The organism is Acinetobacter sp. 5862, assembly GCF_024494585.1.
In the GTDB taxonomy this organism is placed as follows: Bacteria; Pseudomonadota; Gammaproteobacteria; order Pseudomonadales; family Moraxellaceae; genus Acinetobacter.
Genome location: NZ_JANHGP010000058.1, coordinates 63,514 through 88,088 on the forward strand (window position 1 = coordinate 63,514; position 24,575 = coordinate 88,088).

A 24,575-nucleotide genomic window follows, 5' to 3' on the forward strand; every position below is an offset into this window, starting at 1 on the left:
TTAGGACTCCGCAACTAACCCGTATTCTTTTGCCTGTTCTAAATCGACAGTCACTAATTTTGATGTGCCCGGCTCTGGCATGGTCACTCCCAGTAAATCAGTTGCCATTGTCATCGCCAATTTGTTATGTGTAATGTAAATGAATTGCACTTGTTCAGAAAGCTCTTTTACCAAATTACAATACCGCTGTACGTTGGCATCATCAAGTGGTGCATCAACTTCATCTAATACACAGAAAGGTGCTGGATTTAACCTAAAGATCGCAAATACTAAAGCCAGAGCAGTTAAGGTCTTTTCACCACCAGATAATAGTGCCAAAGAACTATTACGTTTGCCAGGTGGACGTGCTATCAGCTTCACCCCAGACTGCCAATCATCTTCAAGGCTTAAAGTCGCTTCACCACCACCAAATACCTTTGGAAATAGCAGTTGTAACTCTTGATTAACCTGATCAAAAGTGGTCATAAACAACTTACGCGTTTCCTGATCAATACTTTTCATCGCATCTTTAAGCTGATCAACCGTATTTTGTAGATCCTGCATCTGATGACTCAGCTCATCAAAACGCTGTGACACTTCTTCGTATTCTTGTGAAGCCGCTAAATTCACAGCACCGATTTTCTCGAATTGCTGCTGCGCTTTTTCCAGTTTTTGCTGATGATCTTTCATTTCTATCGACACATCAGATAAAGCTTCCGCATTTAATTCTTTCAGCTGTTCCAGATAATGTTCACGATCTGATTTTGCTGCCTGCCATGCTAAACGCTTTTGTTCCAACTGCTCACGCACCTGCTCGTCTTTCTGTTGAGCTTGATGACGTTGTTCTGTGAGTTGTTGCTGTTTCTCTTGTACTTGATTGAGTTCAAGCTGCCATTCATTCCATGTTTTCTGTAGCTTTTCTGTTTGCTGGAATTGCTCGTGAAATTCAGACTCCAAGTTCGGCAGCTCAAGCTGAATCGGATCAACAAACTTCTTCGCCTGCTCAATTTGTTCGATGATTTGACGGTATTGTGTTTTCAGGAACGAGATATCTTTCTCTAACAATTCAATTTGCTGATTGGCTTGCGAGGTCTGGCGGCGTAAAGCTTCACGTTGCTGTTGTTGTTGAGTCAACTGCTGTTGTTGCTCATCCAACTGCTCATTCAAGTTTTCCACCTGAAACTGCAAGGTTTTATAATTTGGCAATACTGCTTCGAGTTTGAGTGCCAATGCATGTAAGTCAATTTCCAGATCATCACGCTGCATGGCATCTTCTTCAAGCTGCACATTCAGTTGTTTCAGTTGCTCTGCCAATTGCTGCTGTTGCAGCACAAAAGCCTGTGCGGTACTTTGTAGCTTGGCAATCTGCACATCCAGTTGCTGCAACTCTTTTTGCTTTTGTTTCACACTTTGCTGCTGTTGCTGCAAGATTTGTTGTTGCTGTTGCAGGCTTTGCTGTTGTTGGAAAAACTGGTTTTCCAAATCAAGCAACTGGGGTTGTTTCTGTGCCAGTTGCTGTTGAATTTCCTCTAAACGCACCTGATGAATGAGCATCCCCTGCGCAGTTTGACTATCTTCATCATAGTGCAGTGCAATCACCCAGTCTGAGCCGACATGATAACCATCAAGCGTCAGAATAGATTGTGCTTGCTGGAGATGCACTTGATATCGCAATGCTGTGGCTAAATCTTCTGCAACGGCGACATTTGTCCATAAAGAAGATTGTGGCGCCTCAATCCACTCACTCAAACAAGTCAGCTCTACAATTTGAATAGGCTGCTGTTGTGATGATTTTAACTGCCGTGCGATACCCTCTTGGAAGGCTTGCTCATTCCCAATCAACTGCGCTTGTAACCACTTGGCTAAGAACTTCTCAATAATGCTTGCATGCGCTTTAGCTTGAGCGCTTAAACGTAGGCTTTGCATCAGTCGAACTGCATGTTGATCCTGCTTCGGGCTTTGCTTTGCGACAAGCTGATTCAGGTTTTTTTGTTCAGCCAATAAAACCCGAATCTCAGTTTTCAAACTCTGCACATCAGCCTTCTGCAACTGTTGTTGATCTTGCTGTGTCTGGACATCCTGCTGTAATTGCTCAATCGCAGTTTCTAACGCAATAATTTCCTGGTGCAGTTGCTGCTGCAATTGTTCTAACTGCGCCTGTTCATCATCCTGAACCTGAGCACGAATCTGAGTGGTTTGTGTTTGCAGGGTCTGCTTTTGCTGCTCAATCCGTAGCACATTCTTACCCAACTGCTCAATTTGCGCTGCCATCTGCAACTTTTTTTGTTGTTGCTGATCGACTTGGATTTTCAGTTGTTCAAATTGCTGTTGTGCTTGCTTATGTTGTGCTTGAACATCGCTAAATTTTTGCTCAGCCGTTTGTGTCTGCTGTTCTAAAGCAAGTAAGCTTTCGTTTTGCTCATCAAATTGAGTTGTTAAAGTTTCGACCTGTAACTCTGATAATTGTAAACGCTCTTTGGTTTGTAATTTTTGCTGTTCAAGTTGAACCAAACTACTGCTGTTTTGCTGGAATAAACTCTGTTTTTGTTCCAAGGTCATTTTTAATTCAGACAGCTTTTTCTCAGCCTGTTGCCATTCATGCTGTAAAGGCGAAGACTGCTGAATTAAACGCTGGAATAAAGCACTGGTGGCTTCAAGATCATGTTCAATGGTTTGAGATTCAGAACGAACCAGTTTAAAATTTTCGCCCAGTGCCGTCATTTCAACAGTATATTCTTGCTGTAATTTCTGACTTTGATTAGCTTGGAACGAAAGGATTTCAATTTTTAAAGTTCGAATCTGCCCTTCTAAGGTCTTATATTGAATTGCGGCTTCAGACTGGCGCTTTAAAGTTCTAAGTTGGGATTTTAGTTCAGCGGCAATATCGTCTAAACGCGCCAAATTCTGTTCAGTATGTTCTAAGTGCTGTAAGGTTTCACGACGACGCGCCTGATAACGTGATACCCCTGCAGCTTCTTCAATAAACACGCGCATTTCTTCGGGCTTGGCATCGACCAAACGGTTAATCATACCCTGCTCAATCACCGCATAAGAACGTGGCCCTAGGCCTGTCCCCAAGAAAATATCGGTGATATCACGACGACGACAACGCGTGCCATTTAAGAAATATTCAGACTTACCTTCACGTGTGACTTGGCGACGGACGGCCAGCTCGCTATAAGCATTATAAGCACCGCCTAATTTGCCATAAGTATTGTCAAAACGAAGTTCGACACTGGCAACCCCGACAGGTTTACGTTTGGCTGTCCCGGTAAAAATGACATCCTGCATACTACCGCCGCGCAACTGACGTGCATTGGATTCACCCATCACCCAACGAATAGCATCGATGACATTTGATTTACCGCAACCGTTCGGTCCAACCACCGCAGTACGGTTTGCTTTGAAATGTAATGTAGTACTATCGGCAAAAGATTTAAAGCCTGAAAGTTTTAAACTGCTTAAACGCATACTGCCCTAACTAGCGGCGTGAGCGTCTAGCCCAAGCCAATTCAATCTGTTTCATACGTGTCAGAGATTCCAACACAAGGTTACGTAAGTGTCGACAAAAATCTTCCATAAATAAAGCGGCTTGTTGTGATTTTCGGATCAAAATAGCATCAATCACTAACTTAAACAGGGTAAAAGATTCCTGTAATTCACGACGTGAAGTATTTAAGGTTAAAAAGTAGCTACGACGTAACGAAGGCAACAATTCTTTATAAAATTGCATTAAATAGGGATTGGCCACCATATCATGCTGATCTGCTAAATATTTAAAAATCGAATCGTAGAATTTTTCAATGTCCCCAGCACGTACAAATTCAACCAGTTGATCTAATAAGGTCTGTAGCTGTTCAGCCTCGTTAACTCTCCAAGTCTCACTAATTCGTTGCACAATATGCCCAAGTACCATGACATTGGTATCAAACAAAGCTTTGACTTGTTGAGCTGACATTTCAGAGACTATTGCACCACGGCGTGGAAAAATTTCAATTAAATAGGTACGCTCCAGCAATAACAATGCTTCACGGACAGAGCCACGGCTGACATCCAACTCTTTCGCAATGCGCAGCTCCTGAATACGTTCGCCTTCAACCAGCTCACCACTAATAATTTGTTCACTAATATATTTTGCAATCTGTTCAGAAAGACTATCAGCCTCTTCGAGATTCATGATCCCCTCGCTATCGTTGTTATACGCATATTCCAATGCTATTTGCGCTTTTTTGTTTTAACTGATCTCGTTGTATAAATTCTATATCATTGTCTAACAATTTTATTGCTTTTTAAGTCAATCGAAAGATAAAAACAATATTTTAAGGAAATATTTGATTAAAAATTTAAATTCTTTATTTTTAAGATCAATGAGTTAAGCTTACGAAATTGTGCTAACCGAATATCTGAAAATTAGTTTATTTACCAAAAATTTATTGATATAAATCACATAAAATAATACTTTTACCAATGTAAGCCCATTTTTATTAATTTTACTGAATTGCTCAGTAATTATGAGTAGCATTATGAGTGTTCATCAAGCTGTTAATATCGCAATTTTTGGGCTCAGTCTCAGAACATTGAATGAATTAAAAGAACACATACAAACTGCTATTCCTAGTCATATCCAAGTCAACTGGAGCAATATTGCTGAACCACATCTCGATATTTTGATGATCAATCATATCTTTTTTGACTCACCGAATATCAAAAGTTTAATCAACAATAACCATATTAATGTTCTACAAATTGCCAATAATGCTGATAAAAATAGTTCAATCGAAGATGACATTCTATATCTACCATTGAATCATCTTCACTCACTACATCAATGGCTAAATGAGCGCTTAGCTAAAAATGCTACGATAGAGAAAGTATCCCCACCTCAAGCAACGAATACTACAATTCATCGGAAACAAATCGGGGAAGTTCTACAAGAAATCCTAAATCCTAAAAATGGCAAAATTCAGTTATTTGATCACAATGGTTTAATTGCAATTGCAGACCCTCGTAACGAATGGGTTTGGCAAAATCCAACGCTACAAACATTACATACAGATCCAAGCTTAAATTACACCTACGCCACACAAAATGACCAACTTTGGATCACAGAGGCTCCACAACAAGATTTAAAACAATGGTTATGGAATTTACTTTGGGCATCAAAAGATTTTAATGAACTTTGCCCCCCCTCTGCATCAAGTTTCTATTTAGAGATTTGGCCACAACCAATAAATAAAATTGAGCGACAAGATATTTTACGTATGGCTGCTTGTTTTGCTAAAGGGGCTGAAATTTCAGTTGTAGCCAGCCAATTAAAATTACCTGAACAGCGTGTCAAACAATTTGTTGCAGCAAGTTTAGGTGCAAATTACGGCAAAATTATCAAAGATCATCAAGCCAACTATCATCCGCAAAATAACCAAAATATGACTGAACAAAATTTTATGAAAAAATTGTTTGGTCGATTACGTAACCGTTTAGGCTTCTAACCTAGGATAACTCTATGATTATACAACAATATAAAATTGTCTTTGGTGGAACTATGGGGTCAGGTAAATCCAGTGCGATAAAGGCCCTCTCGGAAATTGATGTACTCAGCACCGAGGCTTTAAATACTGATCTTGAATCGCATGAAAAAATGCTCACCACTGTCGGTATCGATTATGGTGAGATTACTTTAGATGATGGCGTCAAAGTCGGGTTATACGGGACGCCTGGACAAGAACGTTTTGAGTTTATTTGGGCTGTAATTTGCAAAGGTGCAATTGGTACGATTATCATGATTGACCACGCCACAGAAAATCCACTACTCGATCTAGCTCAGTATGTAGAAGCGTTCAAACCATTTGGCAATAATATTGTGATTGCGATTACTCATATTGATCAAAAACCAGAAAGAACACTTTCGATGTACCGAGATTGGCTTGCAACACAAGGCGTTAATTACCCTCTGTTTTTCATCGATGCACGGCAACAGGATGATGTTTTGCTATTGGTAGAGACGCTGATCGCAAATATTGAAGTACATTATGGGCTGGTAAATTAAAGGACCTACATCAGCCCAGCACCAATCCTGGCGCCAAATTACGGAATATCTGCCACAACACCTCACCTTTTTTATGATGTGCCATCACTGAGCTGATTGAAGTCACAATAATGGTCGCTAGAGAAGTTCCGACTGCAACATGCATAATCACATTCGGGTCATAATGCATTTGAGTAAAGACAATATATAAAATTGGTACAATAATTAATCCACCGCCAACACCAAACAAACCTGCAGTAAATCCAGCAATTGCGCCAATCAGCAAATATATGATTAACTCCATAAACACATGACCACTCTACTTATAAAACAATGGAAGATTTAGCAACTCGCCAGCTTCAGCAATTACTTAATGCAAAAAATCAATTTCCTGAAATCGTGTTGCTCAAAACGACGACAACATCGACAAATGATGATATGCGTGAAATTGCACAAAAAGGCATTAGCACAGGATTGGTATGCAGCGCACAGCAAACACAAGGTCGAGGTCAGCACCAACGGCAATGGTCTTCTCCTGAAGGTAATATTTATTTAAGCACACTGATTCAAAGCAAGACAGCGCTAGATGGTCGTCTTGCCCTAGAGGTTGCACTCAACATCCTACAAATGCCAAGCTTACAAGGTCTAAGTTTACAAATTAAATGGCCAAATGATTTATATAGTGCCCAAGGCAAATGGGGTGGAATTTTGGTTGAACCACTATCCCCTCATCAAGCGATTGTTGGCGTAGGCATTAACTTAAACACGCCCCCTGTAGAAAATGCGGATCAGCCAATTACCTCTCTGGCGATGCTCGGTTTAGCTCATACTGATCGTTTAACACTGATTGCTGAGCTTTACACTGCGATTCAACAGGCTTCTCAATGGTTTGAACATGGCAGTTATAATTTAGCTGAACGCTTTAACCATCATGCAATATGGCTGAATCAACAAGTTGAGTTTGAACATGCGCAAGGTAAGCTTCAAGGGCGTTTTCAAGGCATCTCCAATGATGGTGCTGTACTCATTAAAACCGATCATGTTCAAGCCTTCTATCAAGGCCGTTTACGCCTCGCACCCATTTAAGGAGTGATCATTTTATGAAAAGTCTATGGTTGGATATTGGTAATACCCGTTTAAAGTATTGGATTACCGAAAATGATCAAGTGCTTGAACATGCTGCCGAATTACACTTACAGTCACCTGCCGATTTACTCTTAGGTTTAATTCAACATTTTAGACATCAAAATTTAAGTCAGGTTGGAATTTCATCTGTTTTAGATACAGAAAATAATCAACGTATTCAAATGATCCTCGATATTTTGGAAATTCCAATTATCTTCGCTCAGGTACATGCTAATTATGCAGGACTTCGTTGTGGTTATGATGTTCCAAGTCAACTCGGGATTGATCGTTGGTTACAGGTCTTAGCAATTTCAAAACCTGATCAAAACTTTTGTGTGATTGGCTGTGGTACAGCGCTGACCATTGATTTAGTAGAAGGGTTACAACATTTAGGCGGTTATATTCTGCCAAATTTATATTTGCAACGAGATTCACTGATTCAAAATACCAAAGGTATTAAAATTCCTGATTCTGCATTCGATAATCTGAAACCAGGACACAACACCGTTGATGCTGTGCATCACGGTATCTTGCTAGGTCTAATTAGTACCATTGATCAAATTATGCAACAGTCACCTAAACACCTGATTTTAACAGGCGGAGATGCTGAGATATTTGCCAAATTTCTGCAACACCATCGACCTTTGATTGAATCTGATCTCTTACTTAAAGGACTAAAAAATTACGTTCAACTTAAGTCAGCATTAACCAATGTTTGAAGTATCTGGAACAACTGAGGAAACATTGAATATCCATCTTCAGTACGGAAATGCCCTGCCTGAACAGCTTCAATCAGTTGGGCATTCAGTAAAAAGGCGCAATTTGCGCCTTTTCTAGAGAGCTTTAGATTATTTTTTTGGTTCATTACTACCAAATAAAGGTCCCATGTTACCGCCACCAAATTGTTTTTGCATATTACCTAATGACTTCAACATTTTGCTCATTCCTGACGGATTCGCAAATTTCTTCATCATTTTCGCCATTTGAGCTTGTTGCTTAATTAATTTATTCACTTCAGCAACGTCCATACCACAACCCGCAGCAATACGTTTTTTACGGCTTGGATTCATCAAATCTGGGTTACGGCGCTCTTTAATGGTCATCGATTGAATAATCGCTTCCATTTTTTTCACTTGCTTTTCAGGATTTGCTTGTGCAATCGCATCTTGAATACCAGAGTTACTCATGCCAGGCAACTTATCCAAGAAGCCCATCATACCGCCCATCTTGCTCATTTGCTCAAATTGCATCAGCATATCTTCAAAGTTGAAGGTTCCGCCTTTCTGCAATTTCTTCGCCATTTTTTCGGCTTTTTCTTTGTCGATTTTGCGTTCAACTTCTTCGACTAAAGAAAGTACGTCACCCATACCTAAGATACGTTGTGCAACACGATCTGGATGGAATGGCTCAAGTGCATCTAGTTTTTCACCGATACCCAAGAACTTGATCGGTTTACCTGTAATCGCACGAACAGAAAGCGCAGCACCACCACGTGCATCACCATCAGTTTTAGTGAGAATAACACCAGTCAACGCCAAAGCATCGTTAAATGCTTTTGCTGTATTAGCAGCATCCTGACCTGTCATCGCATCGACAACAAACAGAGTCTCTGTTGGCTTAACTGCAGCGTGTAATTCTTTAATCTCATCCATCATGTCTTCATCGACATGTAGACGACCTGCTGTATCGACAATCAACACATCCGCAAACTGGATTTTAGCTTGTTCAATCGCACGATTAACAATATCAATTGGCTTTTCAGATGCTTCCGATGGAATGAAACCCACGCCAACTTCATTGGATACGGTTTCTAACTGCTTGATTGCGGCTGGACGATAGACGTCAGCAGAAACAGTCATTACTTTTTTCTTTTGGCGCTCTTTCAGAAAACGCGCTAATTTTGCGGCAGTTGTTGTTTTACCCGCACCTTGCAAACCTGCAAGTAAAACCACGACAGGTGGCTTTGCACTTAAATCTAGAGTCTCATTTGCCTCACCCATCATTTTGGTGAGTTCATCATAGACAATTTTTACAAATGCCTGACCTGGAGAAAGCTGAGTCATGACTTCTTGACCGAGAGCTTCTTCCTTAACCTTCGCGATGAATTCACGAGTTACAGGTAATGCCACATCGGCTTCAAGAAGTGCCATACGTACTTCACGTAAGGTATCTTTAATATTGTCTTCGGTCAGCTGCCCTGAGCCAGTAACATTTCTTAAACTCTGTGTGAGTCGTTCTGTTAAGGTATCAAACATTGCGAAATCCGCTTAAAATGGCTAGTTGCAAAAAAATCTTTCTTAAAATAGAAAATTTATGCGTAAGATGCTATAGGATACTGTAGTTCGAAGCGAATTTACATCTTATATAGTGAATATTATTCAACCCCCTGAAAAAGGTTTGACATGATCAGTCTCCCCTTGGTTTACACAATTTTGGCACTTGTAGCCTATACCAGTTCTTTTTGGTATTTGTTTATACGTTTGATGTCAAAACGTAGTCCAAATCTTTGGTGTTATTCGATTATGATTGGTCTAGGGCTACTACTGCATAGTACGGTGCTCTATCAAGACATGATGACACCAATTGGCGTGAATTATGATGTATTTAACCTAATGTCATTTACTTCGGGGCTGATGTTAGCACTCAGTATAATTTTAAGTTTCATTCGACCAATCTTGCCATTAAATTTAATCGGCACTCCTGTTGCCGTAATTGGTTTAATTTTAGGATATGCTTTTAGTCAACCAAACCAAGTCATTGAACAACATAGCTTAGGTTTAGATCTTCATATCATCCTCTCTTTGTCAGCTTATGCTGTTTTACTAATGGCAACTATTCATTCCGTATTGCTTTGGTTTCAAGATAGAGAACTTAAGAAGAAACAAAAAAGACGAATTTGGGTTAACTTACTTCCACCATTCCAAGTGATGGAATCGGTACTCTTTGATTTAATTATTACAGGTTTTGGCTTACTCACTGCTGCACTTCTCTTTGGCTTTTTTACAATTGATAACTTCTTTGCTCAACATCTTGCTCATAAAACCGCTTTTAGTATTATTTCATGGTTTTTATATGGTGCGCTTTTAATTGGCCATTACAAATTCGGTTGGCGCGGACGCAAAGCAATTCGCTTTACCATTACAGGTTTTATCTTACTTGCAATTGGTTTTATCGGTAGTAAGTTTGTTTTAGAAATGATTTTGGGACGCTGAACAACACCACTTAGCCATTTGAGGAATAACTTTGTATTCATATTACAAATATATAGATACAGATGGGGAGATAACTTTATATGAATTTGATCAGGAATATTATTGTTTAAAGTCGATATTTGTTAACTCATCAGAATGTATAAATACAAATTTAAGCATAGAGCAAACTAATTTCTTCTTACCCGAAGGTAATTTCTCCGAAAGCTTAGATATGTTGACTCCAATAAAAAAAGAAGAATTTTTAAATTTCTGGGATCAGTCGATATCTAAATATTTAAAGCGGTGGAACGAATTAAAAAACAAATTCAAAATCGGGGAAATGATCGAAACCGAAATTGTTTGTTTTTATCCTCAAGGAGTAATCGTTCAATATAATGAAGAATTTTTTGGTTTCGTTGACTACAACGATTGTAAATCTGTTCTAGGTGCATCAAATATGTACCCTCAACAAAAAATTAAACTTTTTGTTGAAAATTTTGATGATGACAACTTATGGGTTAATTTTTCAATTAAATCTGTTTAAACACTTTTCAAACATTAGTAGACAGCCTATCTGAAAATGCGTATAACGCAGTATTCGCTTCATTAGGTAATAATCATCGTGAAACTTGTGCTCGCTCCAATGGAAGGTCTAACTGATCCGATCATGCGTGATGTGCTCACTCATGTTGGCAGTTTTGATTGGTGCGTAACCGAGTTTATTCGTATTACCGATAGTATTCTTCCAGATCATATTTATTATAGTTTTTGTCCCGAACTCAAAAACTCAGGTAAAACTGCAGCTGGTACACCAGTTCATGTTCAATTTCTTGGTAATAATCCAGAAATGTTAGCAGCAAATGCAGCGAAAGTAGTCGAGCTTGGCGCTCCAGCGATTGATCTCAATTTTGGCTGCCCTGCCAAAACCGTCAATCGTCATCGTGGCGGTTCTGTTCTATTGGATGAACCTGAAACCGTACACCTCTTAGTTAAAGCAGTTCGTGATGCTGTACCTGCACATATACCCGTTTCAGCTAAAATGCGTCTGGGCTATCTAGATGAAAACCACACTTTAGATAATGCACATGCGATAGAAGATGCTGGTGCAAATTGGCTTACCATACATGCGCGTACCAAAGCAGATGGCTATACCCCACCCGCTTACTGGGAAAAAATTCAGCCAATTACTGAGGCACTAAAAATCAATGTCATTGCCAACGGTGAAATCTGGAATAATACAGATGCCAAAGCTTGTATAGCGCAATCAGATTGCAAAGATATTATGATTGGACGTGGTGCGGTTACAACACCAGATTTAACCTTATGTATTCGTGAAAATAATGATAATTCAATCCTTTCTTGGCAAGATTTAGTTGAACTCCAACAACGATTTCTAAGCGGTCAATTTAAAACTGAAATTGGAATGATTGGTCGTTATAAGCAATGGTTAGGTATGATGACCAAAGCCTATCCTGAAGCTCAAGAGCTTTGGACAAAAGTAAAGAAAGAGAAACAACTAGATGAGATTATTAATTACTTGAAGCAGAGCTGACCTTTTTTAATAAGAGTATATTGATAAAAAAAGCGACTGAGGTCGCTTTAATAAAATGACTAACTTATTACATCCCACTAACTTTCATCTTTAAGTTAGTAACTGATGCACCTACAGCACCTATACTTCCAATTGAAGCATTTGGCAATCCATTAAAAGTACTTGATGGATATGTCGTAGACGGACTTCCAGACTGCCCTAAAATTACGTTATTTAAACTCAAGTTAAATTTGTCTGAAACTCCCGAATTCCCAAAAACTAACCCACCAGAATCTGTGCCATTTTTACCCTCAATACCAGCATAAAAACCAGTCAGCCCAAAAGGTGAATTATTATAACCCGTAAATTGAAAATCAAAACCGATACCATATGGATTATTGCTTCCATCATAGTCAGAAACAGCAACTATATTACAACCACTACCTGAACCACAAATTGAATTTATTGCACCACCAAACATAACCATATGCCCTTGTGGTGCTGCACCTAATTGAATATTTACTGTTGGTTTATTAGCGGCAAAAACGATATCTATCCCACTTGCACCACCAACTCTTACTATTTCTTTCACTAAACCTGCTTTAGGTTTTAATGTAGAACTATCATAGATAGTACTTTTACTGTATGAATTACTAATGATATCAGAGAGAGTACCTTCACTAGCAGCATATACAGAAAAAGGAGAAATACGAATTCCTGTAATATTATTATTAAAAGATAAAGCAATATTTGTGAAAGCACCTTTATTGGCGACTGTTCCAGCATCTGAATCAATTACAGCGTTGAATCCAAGAATAGTTTCACTAGAACCATTTAGCCCTACAACTCGAACAGGGCTAGAAGACGTTTGCCCTCCAATCACTAAACCTGCTCGTTTCGTATAGTCTGGAGATGTATATAAAGTAGAGCCACTTCCATAAGATAAACCATCATTATCTATCATAGAAAGTTGTTTGAATTCAACATTTGCCTGCGCTTGAATAGTCAAACCATCCTGCCCAGTCATTGTAGCAAGACTTTGGTCATCCATAGGTTGCATCGCCATAGTACATGGACTTAATAGCAGTAACGATAGACATCCTAGCTTTTTATTTTTTTTCATTGCCCTAATCCGTAGACAAATGTTTAAAATATATTCAGTAGATTAACATAGCTAATCATCTATTCAACTCTTTTTAGACCAAACAGATGAAGCACATATTAATTACGCGGCATAATACCAAATTGACTCGTTAAGCGACCACCAGTGATTGCTAACTCTCCCAAACGAGCACCTGCACCAGTATTCGGTGGGTACAGATTTATATCTCTTGCACGAAATACACCATCGGTTGTTCGATCTGGGTTAAATGTAAATGATGAGTTGAAGCTAACCATCCCTTCAGCACCATTTTGATTGGCTTTTGGCGCAATAACAATTGCATTATTAAATGCCATTTTACCCGTTAAATTATCTAAACCAATTGTAGAGCCATCAAGAGGATCACTAATTTGAATGGTATTCCCTTGTTTTGGATCTAAGGTAAAATCACCAACAATATTCAAACTACTACCCGTACCATCTGACTGATATTCACTATTCGGAATAAGTGAAAAGTCCATGCTACCACCAGCACGTAGTTTTATACCGAATAACACATCATTCGAAGTCGCAAAGTTATTCAATGCTACTTTATTATTTGCTGGAGTTGCACTACATCCAGCATTCGAAATCGATGCCACACAACTTTGATATGTTGTTCCTGGTAAATAACCAGCAGCCACTTGCGCAGCAGCCACAATTAATAAATCTTTTAAACTAACATTTAGACTGCCTTTTTCTACACCAATATTACCTGTCCCTTTTAACAACAAGTCAATATTACGTAGTCCCATATAGTAATCAACAGGCTGATTATTCGCACCTATCTTTTTACCATCAATAACCATAATAGATGTCGTTTTGCTACCATCAGAGCTTACACCCTCTGTGCTCATCGCCATTGAAAAACCTAAACGTGGCGTTAGACCAGAACCTACAACAACCTTATTTGTACTTGATTTATTGTAGCCTTTATAATCAGATGTATATGCATAAGCTGTTGAAGCATCGACATTAGTACCAAAAATTGCCATATTGGCATTCAGGTTATAGAACGGTAATGCAAGTCCCCACTCATTTGTTCCATTATGCTCTGCAATATTTGGAACTGCTGCACCAGTTGCATCATTTGTTCGAGCACTATTTGTAAAACGACCTAGACGAGATATTGCTTGGAATTCAGCACCTCGAACCGCTACTAGTAAACTATAAGGATTTTGATTTGCCGCGATACCATTTGGAGTGTCTGTATAGATATATTGAATATAATCATTATTACTAGTTAAAAAATTACCATTACCAAATCGACTGGTTTGGAAAAGTTTATTTGCAGGTAATAAAACTGTTCGAGTATCAGCTAGATTCACATATACATTGCCACTATCAAATGAACCACGATCAGTCGCTACTAATCCAGTTAAATTTCCAAATTCAAAACCATAAGTATTTAGACCAGCATTACCAATTTCTAGCGTAGTTGCCTTACCATCACTCCCCAACATTGGATCATTATCTTTAGTAAATTCAGCAGCCATACGGAAAGCAATACCTGTACTCCCCATAATATTATTTCCAGTTGTTGTAGTAATAGGATTATTTGCTGCTAATGATAAATCAGTGCTTAAGTTGTTAGTTTTACCAACAATATTACTTTGATCAGATTTACCATAATTTACTCCAGTATAATCTGGATTATTCTTATTTGTTGTATTCAAGCCTCTCAACTGTAAATAACCATTTACCATTCGACCACTTGCGCCAACACGTATTAATCCCTTGGCATTACTTGGACTATTAGTCCCATCAAGAACATAAGGTGAAGTTTTGCTTACATCTTTATTCAGTAAAAATTCTAAATTTAAACCTGAGTTTGTTGTATCACCACCAGCACCGACTACACCATTACCATAACTGCCAGTATTTCTTAAATTACTAGATGCAGAATCTGTAGTTCTTCTAAAATCAACATATCCATGTGTTGCATCTGGTTGAGTACTAGATGCTAAATTTATTGTGCCATTAGAATTATATGCAATTGTTGCTTTACCAACACCGTCGGAATTAGTTTGTAATCTAAAGCCACCAATGGCATCTACAAACATAACGCCTTTACCTAAAAAGTTAAAATTAAAGTTCTTAAGTATGAGTTGATTAAGCTCATTACTAACATCTTTTTGTCCTAAATAGATATTCGCATTTTTCAATCCTAAATCTAAAGTTGCTTGCTTATCTTTACTAAAAAGTCCATCACGAGTCTTAAAATTAAGATCAATAACTGAACTTGTTTGAATTGCCATATTCCCAATTGGGGCGCTGCAACGCTGAGTAGACTCAGTGTCACATACTTTAAATTGATCAATTGTAATTAAAGAAGGATTTGCCGAAATGGCTAAATCTAGTCCAGTTCTACCAGCATCACTACCGCTACCACTGCCTATATTTATTTTATAATCTGTCCCTGGAGTCCGATTTGAAATAGGTAAGTTTGAAACATTAGCATTGGTTGACTGAATCTTAAAATTTTCAGCTGTCGCTTGTAAATTACTATTTGTTCTACTCGAAGTTCCTATTCCAGCATTATCTTGCCAATAAAGCTTATCAACATTAATTTCATCATAAGAGGTTGAAATATGAACTCCATCTTGACCATTAACATTACGCAATGCACTATCATCTAAGCTTTGTAATGCATGCGCAGAATTGATGAGTAGCATACTTGTTGCTAAAGTATTCAATGCAAACCATGCTGTATTGTGATTTTGGTTATTTTTTTTCATCACTTCAATCCTTGATAATCTCTAGCTCTAGCAACGTGGATGACTGCTATCACAACCAAACATCATGATCTTACCTTGTATAGCAAGATTACCATTCATTCTCATACCAACAAACCCAGTTTCCTTACCCTGATCATATAACGATGTTGCAGCATTCGTTGCGTTATAAGTCGTTGCTTTTAAATATCCATACCCACTAGTTGGTGGGGTACTAGCAGAACCTTCAACCACTTTGCCATTTGAATCGATATAACTTGTAAAATCATCTTGTTCAATCGCAAGTGCATTAAAACCAAAATTTCTAATTAAAATAGGCATACTAGCATCAAGGCTAAGTTGCATAGAAGGTTTAATCTGATCAATTCCACCATCATTCTGATATACTAAATCAACACCATCTAAACCTAGTTTTTGAATATCAACAGTTCCTTGTATTCCCTTGAAAACTAACCATAATTTTCTTGCTGGATTTGCTAAAGTTGGATCACTTTCTGGTACATCCCACAAAGTGTTAGCTCCTTGCACACGACTACTAACAAATCGTTTATTTACCGAAAGTCCTAAATGACAATAACCTAAACCAGTATTATTATTCGCTGTCTTATCGCAAACACCACCAACACCATCATCAAATTGATAAGTACTGGTATGATTTAATGAAAATTTCAATGACAAATCTGCTCCAGCTTGCCCCTCAACCTCTCTCAAAGCTTGGCTATCCAAAGTTTTTAATTCAGCATGTACTATACTTGTGCTGAACAGGAGCAAAATCATCATTTTCTTCATTATAATATCCTTTACTTATAGCATCAAAACCAGCTATTGATTACTAAACCACCACTTTCTTCCCGAAAATAGCTATTAACAAAACTTCAAACCACCCCAACAGTTAGGTGCAAAATTTTGATTTGTTAATTTAAGGTTACTAATATTTAAGTTTAACGCACTATTTCTTAAATCGATATTTCCGATATTCACTGTTAAATCGCCACTTCCTAACAAGCCCCCAAGATCATTTGTATTTGCTTCATTACCACCACCACGGCGTAAATAGTAGGAAACAGCACTTGCAATCTGAGGGAAAAGTGGAGAAATATCAATAGGATCTTGCGGAACTACATATCCAATATTTACTGGATCGGCAAATGACATCCACCAACCTTTTTGTGCAACATCATCCGATTTCGCTCCTGGCCACTGCAATGCTTGTTGCTGTAAAGATAAAGAAAATGGCGAGTTAATCGGTAAATTATGAATTAAACCTAAAGACTGATTTAGATTTAAATTTGCAGTAATGTTTGAAATCTGCCCATTCATATAAACATTTTTGAATACGTCTCCTTCTTGCGCGACAGCGCAAGAAATTCCATAGCATCTTGTTACTGTTGCTTCAACACGACCGCCTTGTGAATAAATAGCTGAAGGCTCTGGGTATGCTGGATCATGTGGACCACTTGAGTTATATTGCACGGACCCATTCACAGGGTAGTTTGCATCACCAGGTCCACCTATATAGATATTAGGGACTTTTACAGGAGCTGATAAAATTTTAGACTTTGCTCTAGTTTCATTAACTAAAATTGCTGGAATTTCAAAATAGTTATTATTAATCTGAGGAATATTAAAACCACCAGCAGAAGTCTTAAAATCGGCTCCATTTAAACCTAATGCTGTTAGGGCACCTGTAATCACTAAATCATTTGGATTTAAATAGGTACCATAAAGATTGTCTCTCGTTGCTGCTGTCGTTGCATACCCTTTTATGATACCTGAACTGTCAGACTGTACTTTCATATAGCCAGAAATAGTATTAATACCATTTGCAACTCCAGTATTTTCCGTTCCAGCTGATAATAATCCTAGCGCTTTTTCTGCACTTAAACGGAATCCTATAACTTGACGCATAGAAGCAGACTCAGGATTTTTAACTGCAAATTCAATAAATGGATTGGTTATTTTTGCCGAAGAAGCAGCTCTTTCCTCATTAGTCATTGCAAGAGGTTTACCATTACTATCAACCTTTAAACCACTTAAACTTAAATTATCAATATCAATATCACAGTCACCAATACCATTTACACCACCACAGCCTAACTGTAGTTTTTTAATATTTGCGTTTAATTCAATTTCTGCTTCCATACCTAATTTATAGAAACCAATATCTTTAGTACTTCCTGTGCGAGTTGATTCTAAATTTTTTGTATCAACAGGAGAGATATAAGAGAGACTCATTAAAGCCTGTCCTTGTACTTTTGATAATTCATCATCAGTTAAGTCAACCATTGAAGATGCATATAGTCCTTGACTAAATAAAACAGTAGCAATACTAAAGCCCAAAATATTAAAATTAAACATGATGACTCCCGTCTTATAATCCCTTCGTTGTTATTTTCATATGCTGAATTAACAGCCCATCAATCACAGCTGAACCAAAGTTATTTAATGCTGATGGATTCACACCACCTGTCACAGCAGTTGGTACAATATCAGAAGTGATTGCAGTTGAAGATCCTAAACCTGAGCCATATGCAACAGCTGCTTGTCCACCTGCAACTCTAAACCAAGGTGCATTTGCACGTGTTCCATACGTCCAATTGGTATTATTCACATGCGTTGGAGTAGGCGTATTAGAACTTCCACCATCATTTACTGCGCTTAAACGTGACAATCCATACAACCCATCTGTTGTTGTACTGCCTGAACTACCATTACATTGACCACCAGTTTCACCAGGCCAACAATCATCCGCACCACGCTGACCACTTCCTGGGTTCGCCATGCTACCGCCAATGATTTGATTTACATTGGTTACAGGTGCAGGATAACCATTTCCTGTACCACTAGCACCTAATGCTGCTCCATTGTACCAAGTTAAACAATCTGTTGTGGTATTCGTACAATAACGAGCATAAGTACCATCGTCATTGCCAAAGATCTTGTTACCACTTGCATCAACATTAGTTAAATAAACCCAATCAACATGATTACCGGAAGTATTGTACCAACGATCGACTGAAGTAGCACAACCATTCCCACCGAATGGTCCACCAGTATATACACATGAAAGCTGAGCCTGACCGTACGGATCATCTTTCGTTGCTGTAGTCGCACCACCTGGTGTTATACGCCAGTATCCATCATGTTGCAAAGTCAAACGATAACGATCAGTCACAATATAATCAGTATCTACACGTTGCTGACGTTGTTGATATTGAGCTTCTTTAAAAATCTGGGTTCCTGAAATATTCGTTCTATTTTGTGGTGTGCCAAAAAATATCCCTAATGCTTCAACACTACTATCCGCAACTAAAGTTTGCCCACCATCATTACTTTTCACAGTACCAAAACTGATACTACTGTGCGTTGCAAGTTTTTTACCTGCTAATGCTGTAGATGAATAATCATTTAAGGCAGATCCACCTTGGTAGCCCGCGACAGTTGAACTACCGCATTGGTAAACATTACAAGTAGAACCATAATAGGTCACACCTGTATCACTTGTATCACCTGCATAACGAGTATAAATTTTTGTATAAACATCTTGTTTATTTGGAATACGTGCTATTTCCAAACTAAAGTTCGTACCATCGGAACCAAAAACAACTGGTTGATAGAGTGAGCCTAATACTAAATTAATGTTAGGGTTATAAATAAATATTCCATCATCTGCTGCAAATGTAGGTGCATTCCCACCCCCCAAAGCAGGTGTCGAGACTAAACTGGTATTTGAAGTTTCTCTTGTACTCAATCGTAAAACATTACTTCCATTTGGATCTGGCGCAGTCCAAGATGCTCCAGAAACAGTATCTTTTACAGCACGATCTCTATAACGGAATTGACAAGCAACAGAACTAAATTGGACACCACCAGCATTACATCCTCCGGCAGAGCCATTATCCCCACCTAAAATACTGGTATTAGCATAGGTATTCCAAACCTCTGTATTTGACCATCCTGTTGATGCTGCTGTAGCATTTCTGTTCGTATGATAAGTTCTTGTTGATACACCAGCATTGTAAGTTGCTTTAACATTTGCAGCGTCCCCACTGTTAAAACGCAAAATACCAGAAGCTCCAAGAGTATTATTATAAAATTTACTCATACCATTATTGATACCAGTATCACCAGAAAGGCCAACTCCTCCTAGAGTTTGGAACAATTGTAAATTACTTCCATTTACACTGAAATTATTCCAAATTGCCTGCAATCGTAATCGATTTTCACGTGGTATTTGGGCCGTGTTTACAGCACTTGTATTACGAGTGCAACCATTTAAGCAAAATTGATTTGCGTCCCCTTCTATTTGACTTGGGTCTCTCACGAAAGCATCAGCCCATAAACCCAATTTAAGTTTATAAGCATCTAACCCTGTATCTGATGTAAGCCCAGCAAGACTTTGATTATAAAGTGGAGCTTCCATGGAAAGGTAAGTAACTGAACTTTTAGATGTGCCACCATTTGTACCATTGACATAAAAATCAGGTACATTGTAAGCAGTACTTGCCTTTAATAACCAAGGATTACTTGCTGTTCCCCAGCTTTTAATACTTGCATCAGCAGCAGTACTTGCTATACGGGTATTGGTATTGTTATCAGATTTAGAAACTGCTAAACCATATAAAAACAAATCTGCTTTACCAGCACCAGCTGCACTAGCTTCTGATGTTAAAGGGCCAACAGGAATGTAACGGATATAACCAGTATCATTTAATCGATCATCCGTATTACCAGCAATCCCATCGGCTCCAGCCAATGGAGTAGTCTCATTAGGACCTGCGCCACGGAAAATCATATAAGTATCTTGGGGTAGTAAAGCGATGCCTTCACCAGTGGTTTCACTTAAACCATCGTCTGATAATTCTTGCAATGCAAAAACTGACTGATTTAGACATAAACCAATCAAAGTCGCCAAAACAGTTTTTTGAAATGATACCGTATGAAGTGTAGTCATCTTGACCTTCCCATTACGCGATGCTCCGCACCATCGTTATTTTTCTAACTTCCTTTTGAGTGATTCCCTAAAAGAGAAATTGTATCCAAACATCACTCAAACACAGGTAATTTTACCCATATATATTCATTCTTCATTATGCCGATAATTTACACAAATGCAAAATATATTAGGTAAACGTTCTATTTTCCGATGAATGAATTATTGTTTTTAAATAATTTCTTTTAAATATATGTCTGAATATTATATTTTTATTCTTTAAATATAAGGTTTATATTGCAACAACCAAAAAACCTTATGATTGTTGCAAAATGTAATTTACAAATCATGTTTTCGGCAAAGTCACACCTGTTTGGCCTTGGTATTTACCACCACGGTCTTTATAAGATGTTTCACACACCTCATCACTTTCAAAGAATAGCATTTGCGCCACGCCTTCACCCGCATAAATACGTGCTGGGAGATTCGTTGTATTTGAAAACTCAAGCGTAACGTGACCTTCCCACTCAGGCTCTAGTGGCGTTACATTCACGATAATACCGCAACGGGCATAAGTCGATTTACCTAAACATACTGTTAGGACATTTCGTGGAATACGGAAATATTCAATCGTACGCGCAAGAGCAAATGAGTTCGGTGGAATAATACAAACATCTGATTCGATATCGATAAAACTTCTATCATCAAAATTTTTCGGATCAACAATTGCAGAGTGAACATTGGTAAAAACTTTAAATTCACGTGCGCAACGGACGTCATAGCCATAGCTAGACACCCCATAAGAAATCAACTTTTCTCCGTTTTCATCGAAACGGACTTGATTCTCTGCATAAGGTTCAATCATGCCGTGTTTTTCGCTCATTTCACGAATCCAACGATCAGATTTTATTGCCATGACTTTTATCCAAAATCTAAGTTAATGATTGGCGAGTACTTTAACGTAAAACGACATTAATGAAAACAACAGAACCCTGCTACCTAGATTGTTCAAGGCAGCAGAAAATTAGAATTAGAGATTGATTAGAGCTGAATAGCTAATAGGAATGGCAAAGCTGATCAGTACAACTGATGCTGTGCGCTGTAATTTAGCTTGAGACAACCATTTTAATTTATTGGTTGCCAACACAGCGCCAACCGAAATCCAAAATAGTGCAATTGGAAGAATGAGTGCAACAAAACTACTCATATGCGCAAGATAGATTTCTTGCGCTTGCCATGCCGTTGTTGGGAAAATTGCTGAAGCAAATAATAAAGCTTTAGGGTTTAATAGTGTTGCAAACAATAATTCTCTTGGTCTTATTGTAGGTTGATTTAAGATCACTTCTTGATTTGCTGTACGCCATAATTTAATCGCAAGGAAAATAATATACCCTGCACTTAATAGTTTTAAAAATGTTGGTAATAAAGGTAATGTCGCTGAGACTTTACCAATCAACATTCCCCACGCACTGATCGCAAGAATATAACCAATTGCTTCTGCAGGAATCAGCAATAGAGATTTACGCAATCCCACCTGAATACCAGAGGAAGCAAGTAAAGTATTGGTTGGACCAGGAGTAAGCAAAATAGTTATCACTAAACCAATAAAAAACCATGAAATCATTGAATGACCTCACTACAAGATAAATTTAGATTAATATAGTTGACAGTTGATAGCAAAATTTTAACTGTAAGCACTTATGACGAGAGCCTATTTAAATAAATGTTTTATCTATATTTTATTAATTACAAGTACACTCTACTCATGAGTCACATGAGTAAAAACATACGCTAAAATAAAACACATATAACGTATTCTAAGTATTCTTATTTTTTAACAAGATAAACTTTGGTGCTATTTTAAGTTTTCAATAAGTAAATAATGTTATTTTATATACATTCGTTCACTTTTTCCTTTCAATGTGCTTCCTCGTTTATGCCTAAGAAATTTTTTAATAAGTGGCTGCCTTCATCAGAGAAAGTTGCTAGTCTAAAATTTATGAGAATTTTTGGTGAACGTACCTTAAATCCACTGCTTTGGTATGTAAACCGTCGTTCTATCGCGAAAGCCATGTTTATTGGAACATTTTGGGGAATTTTACCTGTTCCTTTTCATAGTCTTTTTATTATTTTGACCATCTTATGGTTAGAAGTAAATTTACCGATTGGACTATGCATGGCATGGCTAACCAATCCGCTCACTATCGTTCCAATTCTCTATTTAGGTTTTTGGTTTGGAACTAAAATTTATCATGTGAACATGATCAATAGCGATATGCTATTAGGGGTCTTACACCAAATTATCAATTGGCTTAAGAATTTTGGGCACGGTCATATTGATTTTAGCCTTGCGAAGATTCTCGTATCAGGACTTGTCATTGAAGCAATTTTATTTGCGATTAGTTTTTATTTAATTACACATTTACTTTGGCGTTGGAGCGTAGTGAATGCTTGGAAAAAAAGAAAACAAGTACTGCAATCAAATAATGACATTAAAAAAAGCCTCTAAATTAGAGGCTTTTCAAATTTAGAAAATACGATTTTCATCACGCTGACGTTTTGGAAGTTTTTCCAGCTGTTTTAAGACACTTTCCGCAATATTGATATAGCTTTCAGAAGCGACATCTTGTGCGATGACACTTGGTTTACCATTATCGGCATTCTCTCGGATTTTTGCATCTAAAGGTAAACGACCTAGTAAAGGTATGTCATATTGTTCAGAAAGCTGATCACCACCACCCGTACCAAATATTTGCTCTTCATGTCCACAGTTAGAACAAACATGTGTTGACATATTCTCAATCACACCGAGTACAGGAATATTCACTTTATTGAATAATTCAATCCCTTTTACCGCATCCATTAAGGCAACATTTTGCGGTGTAGTAACAATTACCGCACCAGTCACTGGGATACGCTGTGCAAGCGTTAATTGAATATCGCCAGTACCTGGTGGCATGTCGATAACCAATACATCCAAATCTGGCCACAGAGTTTGATTAAATAACTGCATCAATGCGCCAGTGGCTTTAGGGCCACGCCATGCTACAGGAGTGTTATGCGCACCAATCAAATGACCGATTGAAATCACGGCCATACCATAAGCATCTAAAGGAACAAAATGTTCATTTTCAATCTGAGGTGTGCGACCAGCATTGCCCAACATAGTTGGAATACTTGGACCATAAATATCTGCATCCAACACCCCAACTTTTAAACCGAGTTTTTGCAATGCGAGCGCAAGATTCACAGTTGTGGTTGATTTACCTACACCACCTTTACCCGATGAAACCAAGATTACGTTTTGAATACGTGGATGTGGAGCAACATCTCGTTGTTGTGGCGCAGCTTTTTGAATCGGTGGATTATTGGGATCGACTTCCGCTTTAGGAGAAGCATCCATTACAGGTGGTAAATTGCTATTTTCTGCTTTTGGCTTCGATGAGTAGCTATGACCTGCTTCACCATGCGCTGCATGTTTTTGTTGGATAATATGTAAATTTAACTCTTGGATACCGCATTTTTCCAGAGCTTCAGCGAGTTCGTCGTGAATCTGTTGTAAGTGATCTTTTTCTTGAGGAAAAGTATTAATCGTGAGTTGTAAAATCCGACCTTGTACATTCACTTGGCTGATACGATCTTTTAATGCATTTTCAGAATGTGGCAGCACATAATTTTGTAAAACAGTTTGAATTTCATCTTCCTTCACTTCTTGTGCTGGTGAAAAAACAGATTTTAAGGAAGAAAGCCACGACATTTTGTTTACTCCAAAAACAGATGATCAATATATCACTGAGTTTGGCTAGTTTAGCAGTATTGAAGATTGGACGCTCACATCAGAGAAGATAATTGCTCATTTTTTATGAACGTGTTTTCTTCTCTGAGTATAAGCGTGATGTTAAATAGTCATCAAAA

At 38.1% G+C, this 24,575-nt stretch carries 19 protein-coding genes and 2 pseudogenes; 8 read left to right on the forward strand and 13 right to left on the reverse strand.

Features of this window, described 5'->3' with window-relative positions; genetic code table 11:
* Together smc and NO346_RS11675 are read right to left on the reverse strand one after the other, a co-directional pair.
* Positions 1-3,450: a chromosome segregation protein SMC gene (smc, locus tag NO346_RS11670; protein ID WP_256415258.1), complete on the reverse strand. Its 3,450-nt coding sequence runs from the start codon at positions 3,448-3,450 to the stop codon at positions 1-3.
* A gap of 10 nt (positions 3,451-3,460) precedes the next feature.
* Entirely contained in the window at positions 3,461-4,156 is a 696-nt protein-coding gene (locus NO346_RS11675) for a GntR family transcriptional regulator (protein ID WP_004663651.1), read from the reverse strand.
* A gap of 346 nt (positions 4,157-4,502) precedes the next feature.
* On the opposite strand from NO346_RS11675, the gene NO346_RS11680 reads away from it, so the two are divergent.
* Both NO346_RS11680 and NO346_RS11685 read left to right on the forward strand, forming a co-directional pair.
* Positions 4,503-5,468, forward strand: a complete 966-nt coding sequence (locus NO346_RS11680; RefSeq protein ID WP_256415259.1) for a hypothetical protein — start codon at positions 4,503-4,505, stop codon at positions 5,466-5,468.
* Between the two features lie 14 nt (positions 5,469-5,482).
* On the forward strand, positions 5,483-6,025 hold the full coding sequence (locus tag NO346_RS11685) for an ATP/GTP-binding protein (RefSeq protein ID WP_256415260.1): 543 nt from the start codon (positions 5,483-5,485) through the stop codon (positions 6,023-6,025).
* A gap of 13 nt (positions 6,026-6,038) precedes the next feature.
* On the opposite strand, the pseudogene NO346_RS11690 reads toward NO346_RS11685, so the two are convergent.
* A pseudogene (locus NO346_RS11690) lies at positions 6,039-6,308 on the reverse strand (sulfite exporter TauE/SafE family protein); the annotation flags it as partial.
* A 29-nt stretch (positions 6,309-6,337) separates the two neighbouring features.
* On the opposite strand from NO346_RS11690, the gene NO346_RS11695 reads away from it, so the two are divergent.
* Positions 6,338-7,090 carry a biotin--[acetyl-CoA-carboxylase] ligase gene (locus NO346_RS11695; protein ID WP_256415261.1) on the forward strand — a complete coding sequence of 251 codons (753 nt, stop codon included), beginning with the start codon at positions 6,338-6,340 and terminating at the stop codon, positions 7,088-7,090.
* A 14-nt stretch (positions 7,091-7,104) separates the two neighbouring features.
* Positions 7,105-7,848: a pantothenate kinase gene (locus NO346_RS11700; RefSeq protein WP_005158532.1), complete on the forward strand. Its 744-nt coding sequence runs from the start codon at positions 7,105-7,107 to the stop codon at positions 7,846-7,848.
* On the opposite strand, the pseudogene NO346_RS14960 reads toward NO346_RS11700, so the two are convergent.
* Positions 7,818-7,940 (reverse strand): annotated as a pseudogene (locus NO346_RS14960) (serine hydrolase family protein); the annotation flags it as partial. The gene NO346_RS11700 and the pseudogene NO346_RS14960 overlap by 31 nt on opposite strands.
* A 37-nt stretch (positions 7,941-7,977) precedes the next feature.
* Entirely contained in the window at positions 7,978-9,384 is a 1,407-nt protein-coding gene (ffh, locus tag NO346_RS11705) for a signal recognition particle protein (RefSeq protein ID WP_004663664.1), read from the reverse strand.
* Positions 9,385-9,531: 147 nt separating this feature from the next.
* Between ffh and NO346_RS11710 the strand changes: the two genes are divergently transcribed.
* From NO346_RS11710 to NO346_RS11720, 3 genes are all read left to right on the forward strand, one after another.
* Entirely contained in the window at positions 9,532-10,341 is an 810-nt protein-coding gene (locus NO346_RS11710) for an inner membrane protein YpjD (RefSeq protein ID WP_256415262.1), read from the forward strand.
* Between the two features lie 31 nt (positions 10,342-10,372).
* Complete coding sequence (locus NO346_RS11715; RefSeq protein ID WP_087536746.1) at positions 10,373-10,864, forward strand: hypothetical protein; 492 nt, start codon at positions 10,373-10,375, stop codon at positions 10,862-10,864.
* Between the two features lie 78 nt (positions 10,865-10,942).
* Positions 10,943-11,872 (forward strand): tRNA-dihydrouridine synthase, encoded by a 930-nt coding sequence (locus tag NO346_RS11720; protein WP_087536745.1) that lies wholly within the window; start codon positions 10,943-10,945, stop codon positions 11,870-11,872.
* Positions 11,873-11,939: 67 nt separating this feature from the next.
* On the opposite strand, the gene NO346_RS11725 is transcribed toward NO346_RS11720, so the two are convergent.
* The 7 genes from NO346_RS11725 to NO346_RS11755 form a co-directional block, all read right to left on the reverse strand.
* Positions 11,940-12,974, reverse strand: coding sequence for a DUF6160 family protein (locus NO346_RS11725; RefSeq protein WP_087536744.1), 1,035 nt, complete (start codon positions 12,972-12,974; stop codon positions 11,940-11,942).
* A 98-nt stretch (positions 12,975-13,072) separates the two neighbouring features.
* A complete protein-coding gene (locus NO346_RS11730; protein WP_256415263.1) occupies positions 13,073-15,730 on the reverse strand; it encodes a DUF6160 family protein in 2,658 nt (885 codons plus the stop codon).
* Between the two features lie 27 nt (positions 15,731-15,757).
* Positions 15,758-16,516 (reverse strand): hypothetical protein, encoded by a 759-nt coding sequence (locus tag NO346_RS11735; protein ID WP_016652924.1) that lies wholly within the window; start codon positions 16,514-16,516, stop codon positions 15,758-15,760.
* Positions 16,517-16,591: 75 nt separating this feature from the next.
* Entirely contained in the window at positions 16,592-18,085 is a 1,494-nt protein-coding gene (locus tag NO346_RS11740; protein ID WP_256415264.1) for a hypothetical protein, read from the reverse strand.
* A gap of 13 nt (positions 18,086-18,098) precedes the next feature.
* Positions 18,099-20,681 carry a hypothetical protein gene (locus tag NO346_RS11745; RefSeq protein ID WP_256415265.1) on the reverse strand — a complete coding sequence of 861 codons (2,583 nt, stop codon included), beginning with the start codon at positions 20,679-20,681 and terminating at the stop codon, positions 18,099-18,101.
* A gap of 325 nt (positions 20,682-21,006) precedes the next feature.
* The gene (gene dcd / locus NO346_RS11750) at positions 21,007-21,576 is read right to left on the reverse strand and encodes a dCTP deaminase (protein ID WP_004663684.1); all 570 of its coding nucleotides are present in this window, start codon (positions 21,574-21,576) and stop codon (positions 21,007-21,009) included.
* Between the two features lie 114 nt (positions 21,577-21,690).
* Entirely contained in the window at positions 21,691-22,284 is a 594-nt protein-coding gene (locus NO346_RS11755) for a LysE family translocator (RefSeq protein WP_256415266.1), read from the reverse strand.
* Between the two features lie 312 nt (positions 22,285-22,596).
* On the opposite strand from NO346_RS11755, the gene NO346_RS11760 reads away from it, so the two are divergent.
* Positions 22,597-23,169 carry a DUF2062 domain-containing protein gene (locus tag NO346_RS11760; protein ID WP_208727683.1) on the forward strand — a complete coding sequence of 191 codons (573 nt, stop codon included), beginning with the start codon at positions 22,597-22,599 and terminating at the stop codon, positions 23,167-23,169.
* Positions 23,170-23,187: 18 nt separating this feature from the next.
* Here NO346_RS11760 and apbC read toward each other — a convergent pair whose 3' ends face one another.
* Entirely contained in the window at positions 23,188-24,417 is a 1,230-nt protein-coding gene (gene apbC / locus NO346_RS11765; protein ID WP_256415267.1) for an iron-sulfur cluster carrier protein ApbC, read from the reverse strand.
* Positions 24,418-24,575: the final 158 nt, after the last annotated feature.

Coding starts and splice junctions, on each gene's coding strand:
- smc (WP_256415258.1), bottom strand. CDS start 3,450: ATGCGTTTAAGCAGTTTAAAACTTTCAGGCTTTAAATCTTTTGCCGAT.
- NO346_RS11675 (WP_004663651.1), bottom strand. CDS start 4,156: ATGAATCTCGAAGAGGCTGATAGTCTTTCTGAACAGATTGCAAAATAT.
- NO346_RS11680 (WP_256415259.1), top strand. CDS start 4,503: ATGAGTGTTCATCAAGCTGTTAATATCGCAATTTTTGGGCTCAGTCTC.
- NO346_RS11685 (WP_256415260.1), top strand. CDS start 5,483: ATGATTATACAACAATATAAAATTGTCTTTGGTGGAACTATGGGGTCA.
- NO346_RS11695 (WP_256415261.1), top strand. CDS start 6,338: ATGGAAGATTTAGCAACTCGCCAGCTTCAGCAATTACTTAATGCAAAA.
- NO346_RS11700 (WP_005158532.1), top strand. CDS start 7,105: ATGAAAAGTCTATGGTTGGATATTGGTAATACCCGTTTAAAGTATTGG.
- ffh (WP_004663664.1), bottom strand. CDS start 9,384: ATGTTTGATACCTTAACAGAACGACTCACACAGAGTTTAAGAAATGTT.
- NO346_RS11710 (WP_256415262.1), top strand. CDS start 9,532: ATGATCAGTCTCCCCTTGGTTTACACAATTTTGGCACTTGTAGCCTAT.
- NO346_RS11725 (WP_087536744.1), bottom strand. CDS start 12,974: ATGAAAAAAAATAAAAAGCTAGGATGTCTATCGTTACTGCTATTAAGT.
- NO346_RS11730 (WP_256415263.1), bottom strand. CDS start 15,730: ATGAAAAAAAATAACCAAAATCACAATACAGCATGGTTTGCATTGAAT.
- NO346_RS11735 (WP_016652924.1), bottom strand. CDS start 16,516: ATGAAGAAAATGATGATTTTGCTCCTGTTCAGCACAAGTATAGTACAT.
- NO346_RS11740 (WP_256415264.1), bottom strand. CDS start 18,085: ATGTTTAATTTTAATATTTTGGGCTTTAGTATTGCTACTGTTTTATTT.
- NO346_RS11745 (WP_256415265.1), bottom strand. CDS start 20,681: ATGACTACACTTCATACGGTATCATTTCAAAAAACTGTTTTGGCGACT.
- dcd (WP_004663684.1), bottom strand. CDS start 21,576: ATGGCAATAAAATCTGATCGTTGGATTCGTGAAATGAGCGAAAAACAC.
- NO346_RS11755 (WP_256415266.1), bottom strand. CDS start 22,284: ATGATTTCATGGTTTTTTATTGGTTTAGTGATAACTATTTTGCTTACT.
- NO346_RS11760 (WP_208727683.1), top strand. CDS start 22,597: ATGCCTAAGAAATTTTTTAATAAGTGGCTGCCTTCATCAGAGAAAGTT.
- apbC (WP_256415267.1), bottom strand. CDS start 24,417: ATGTCGTGGCTTTCTTCCTTAAAATCTGTTTTTTCACCAGCACAAGAA.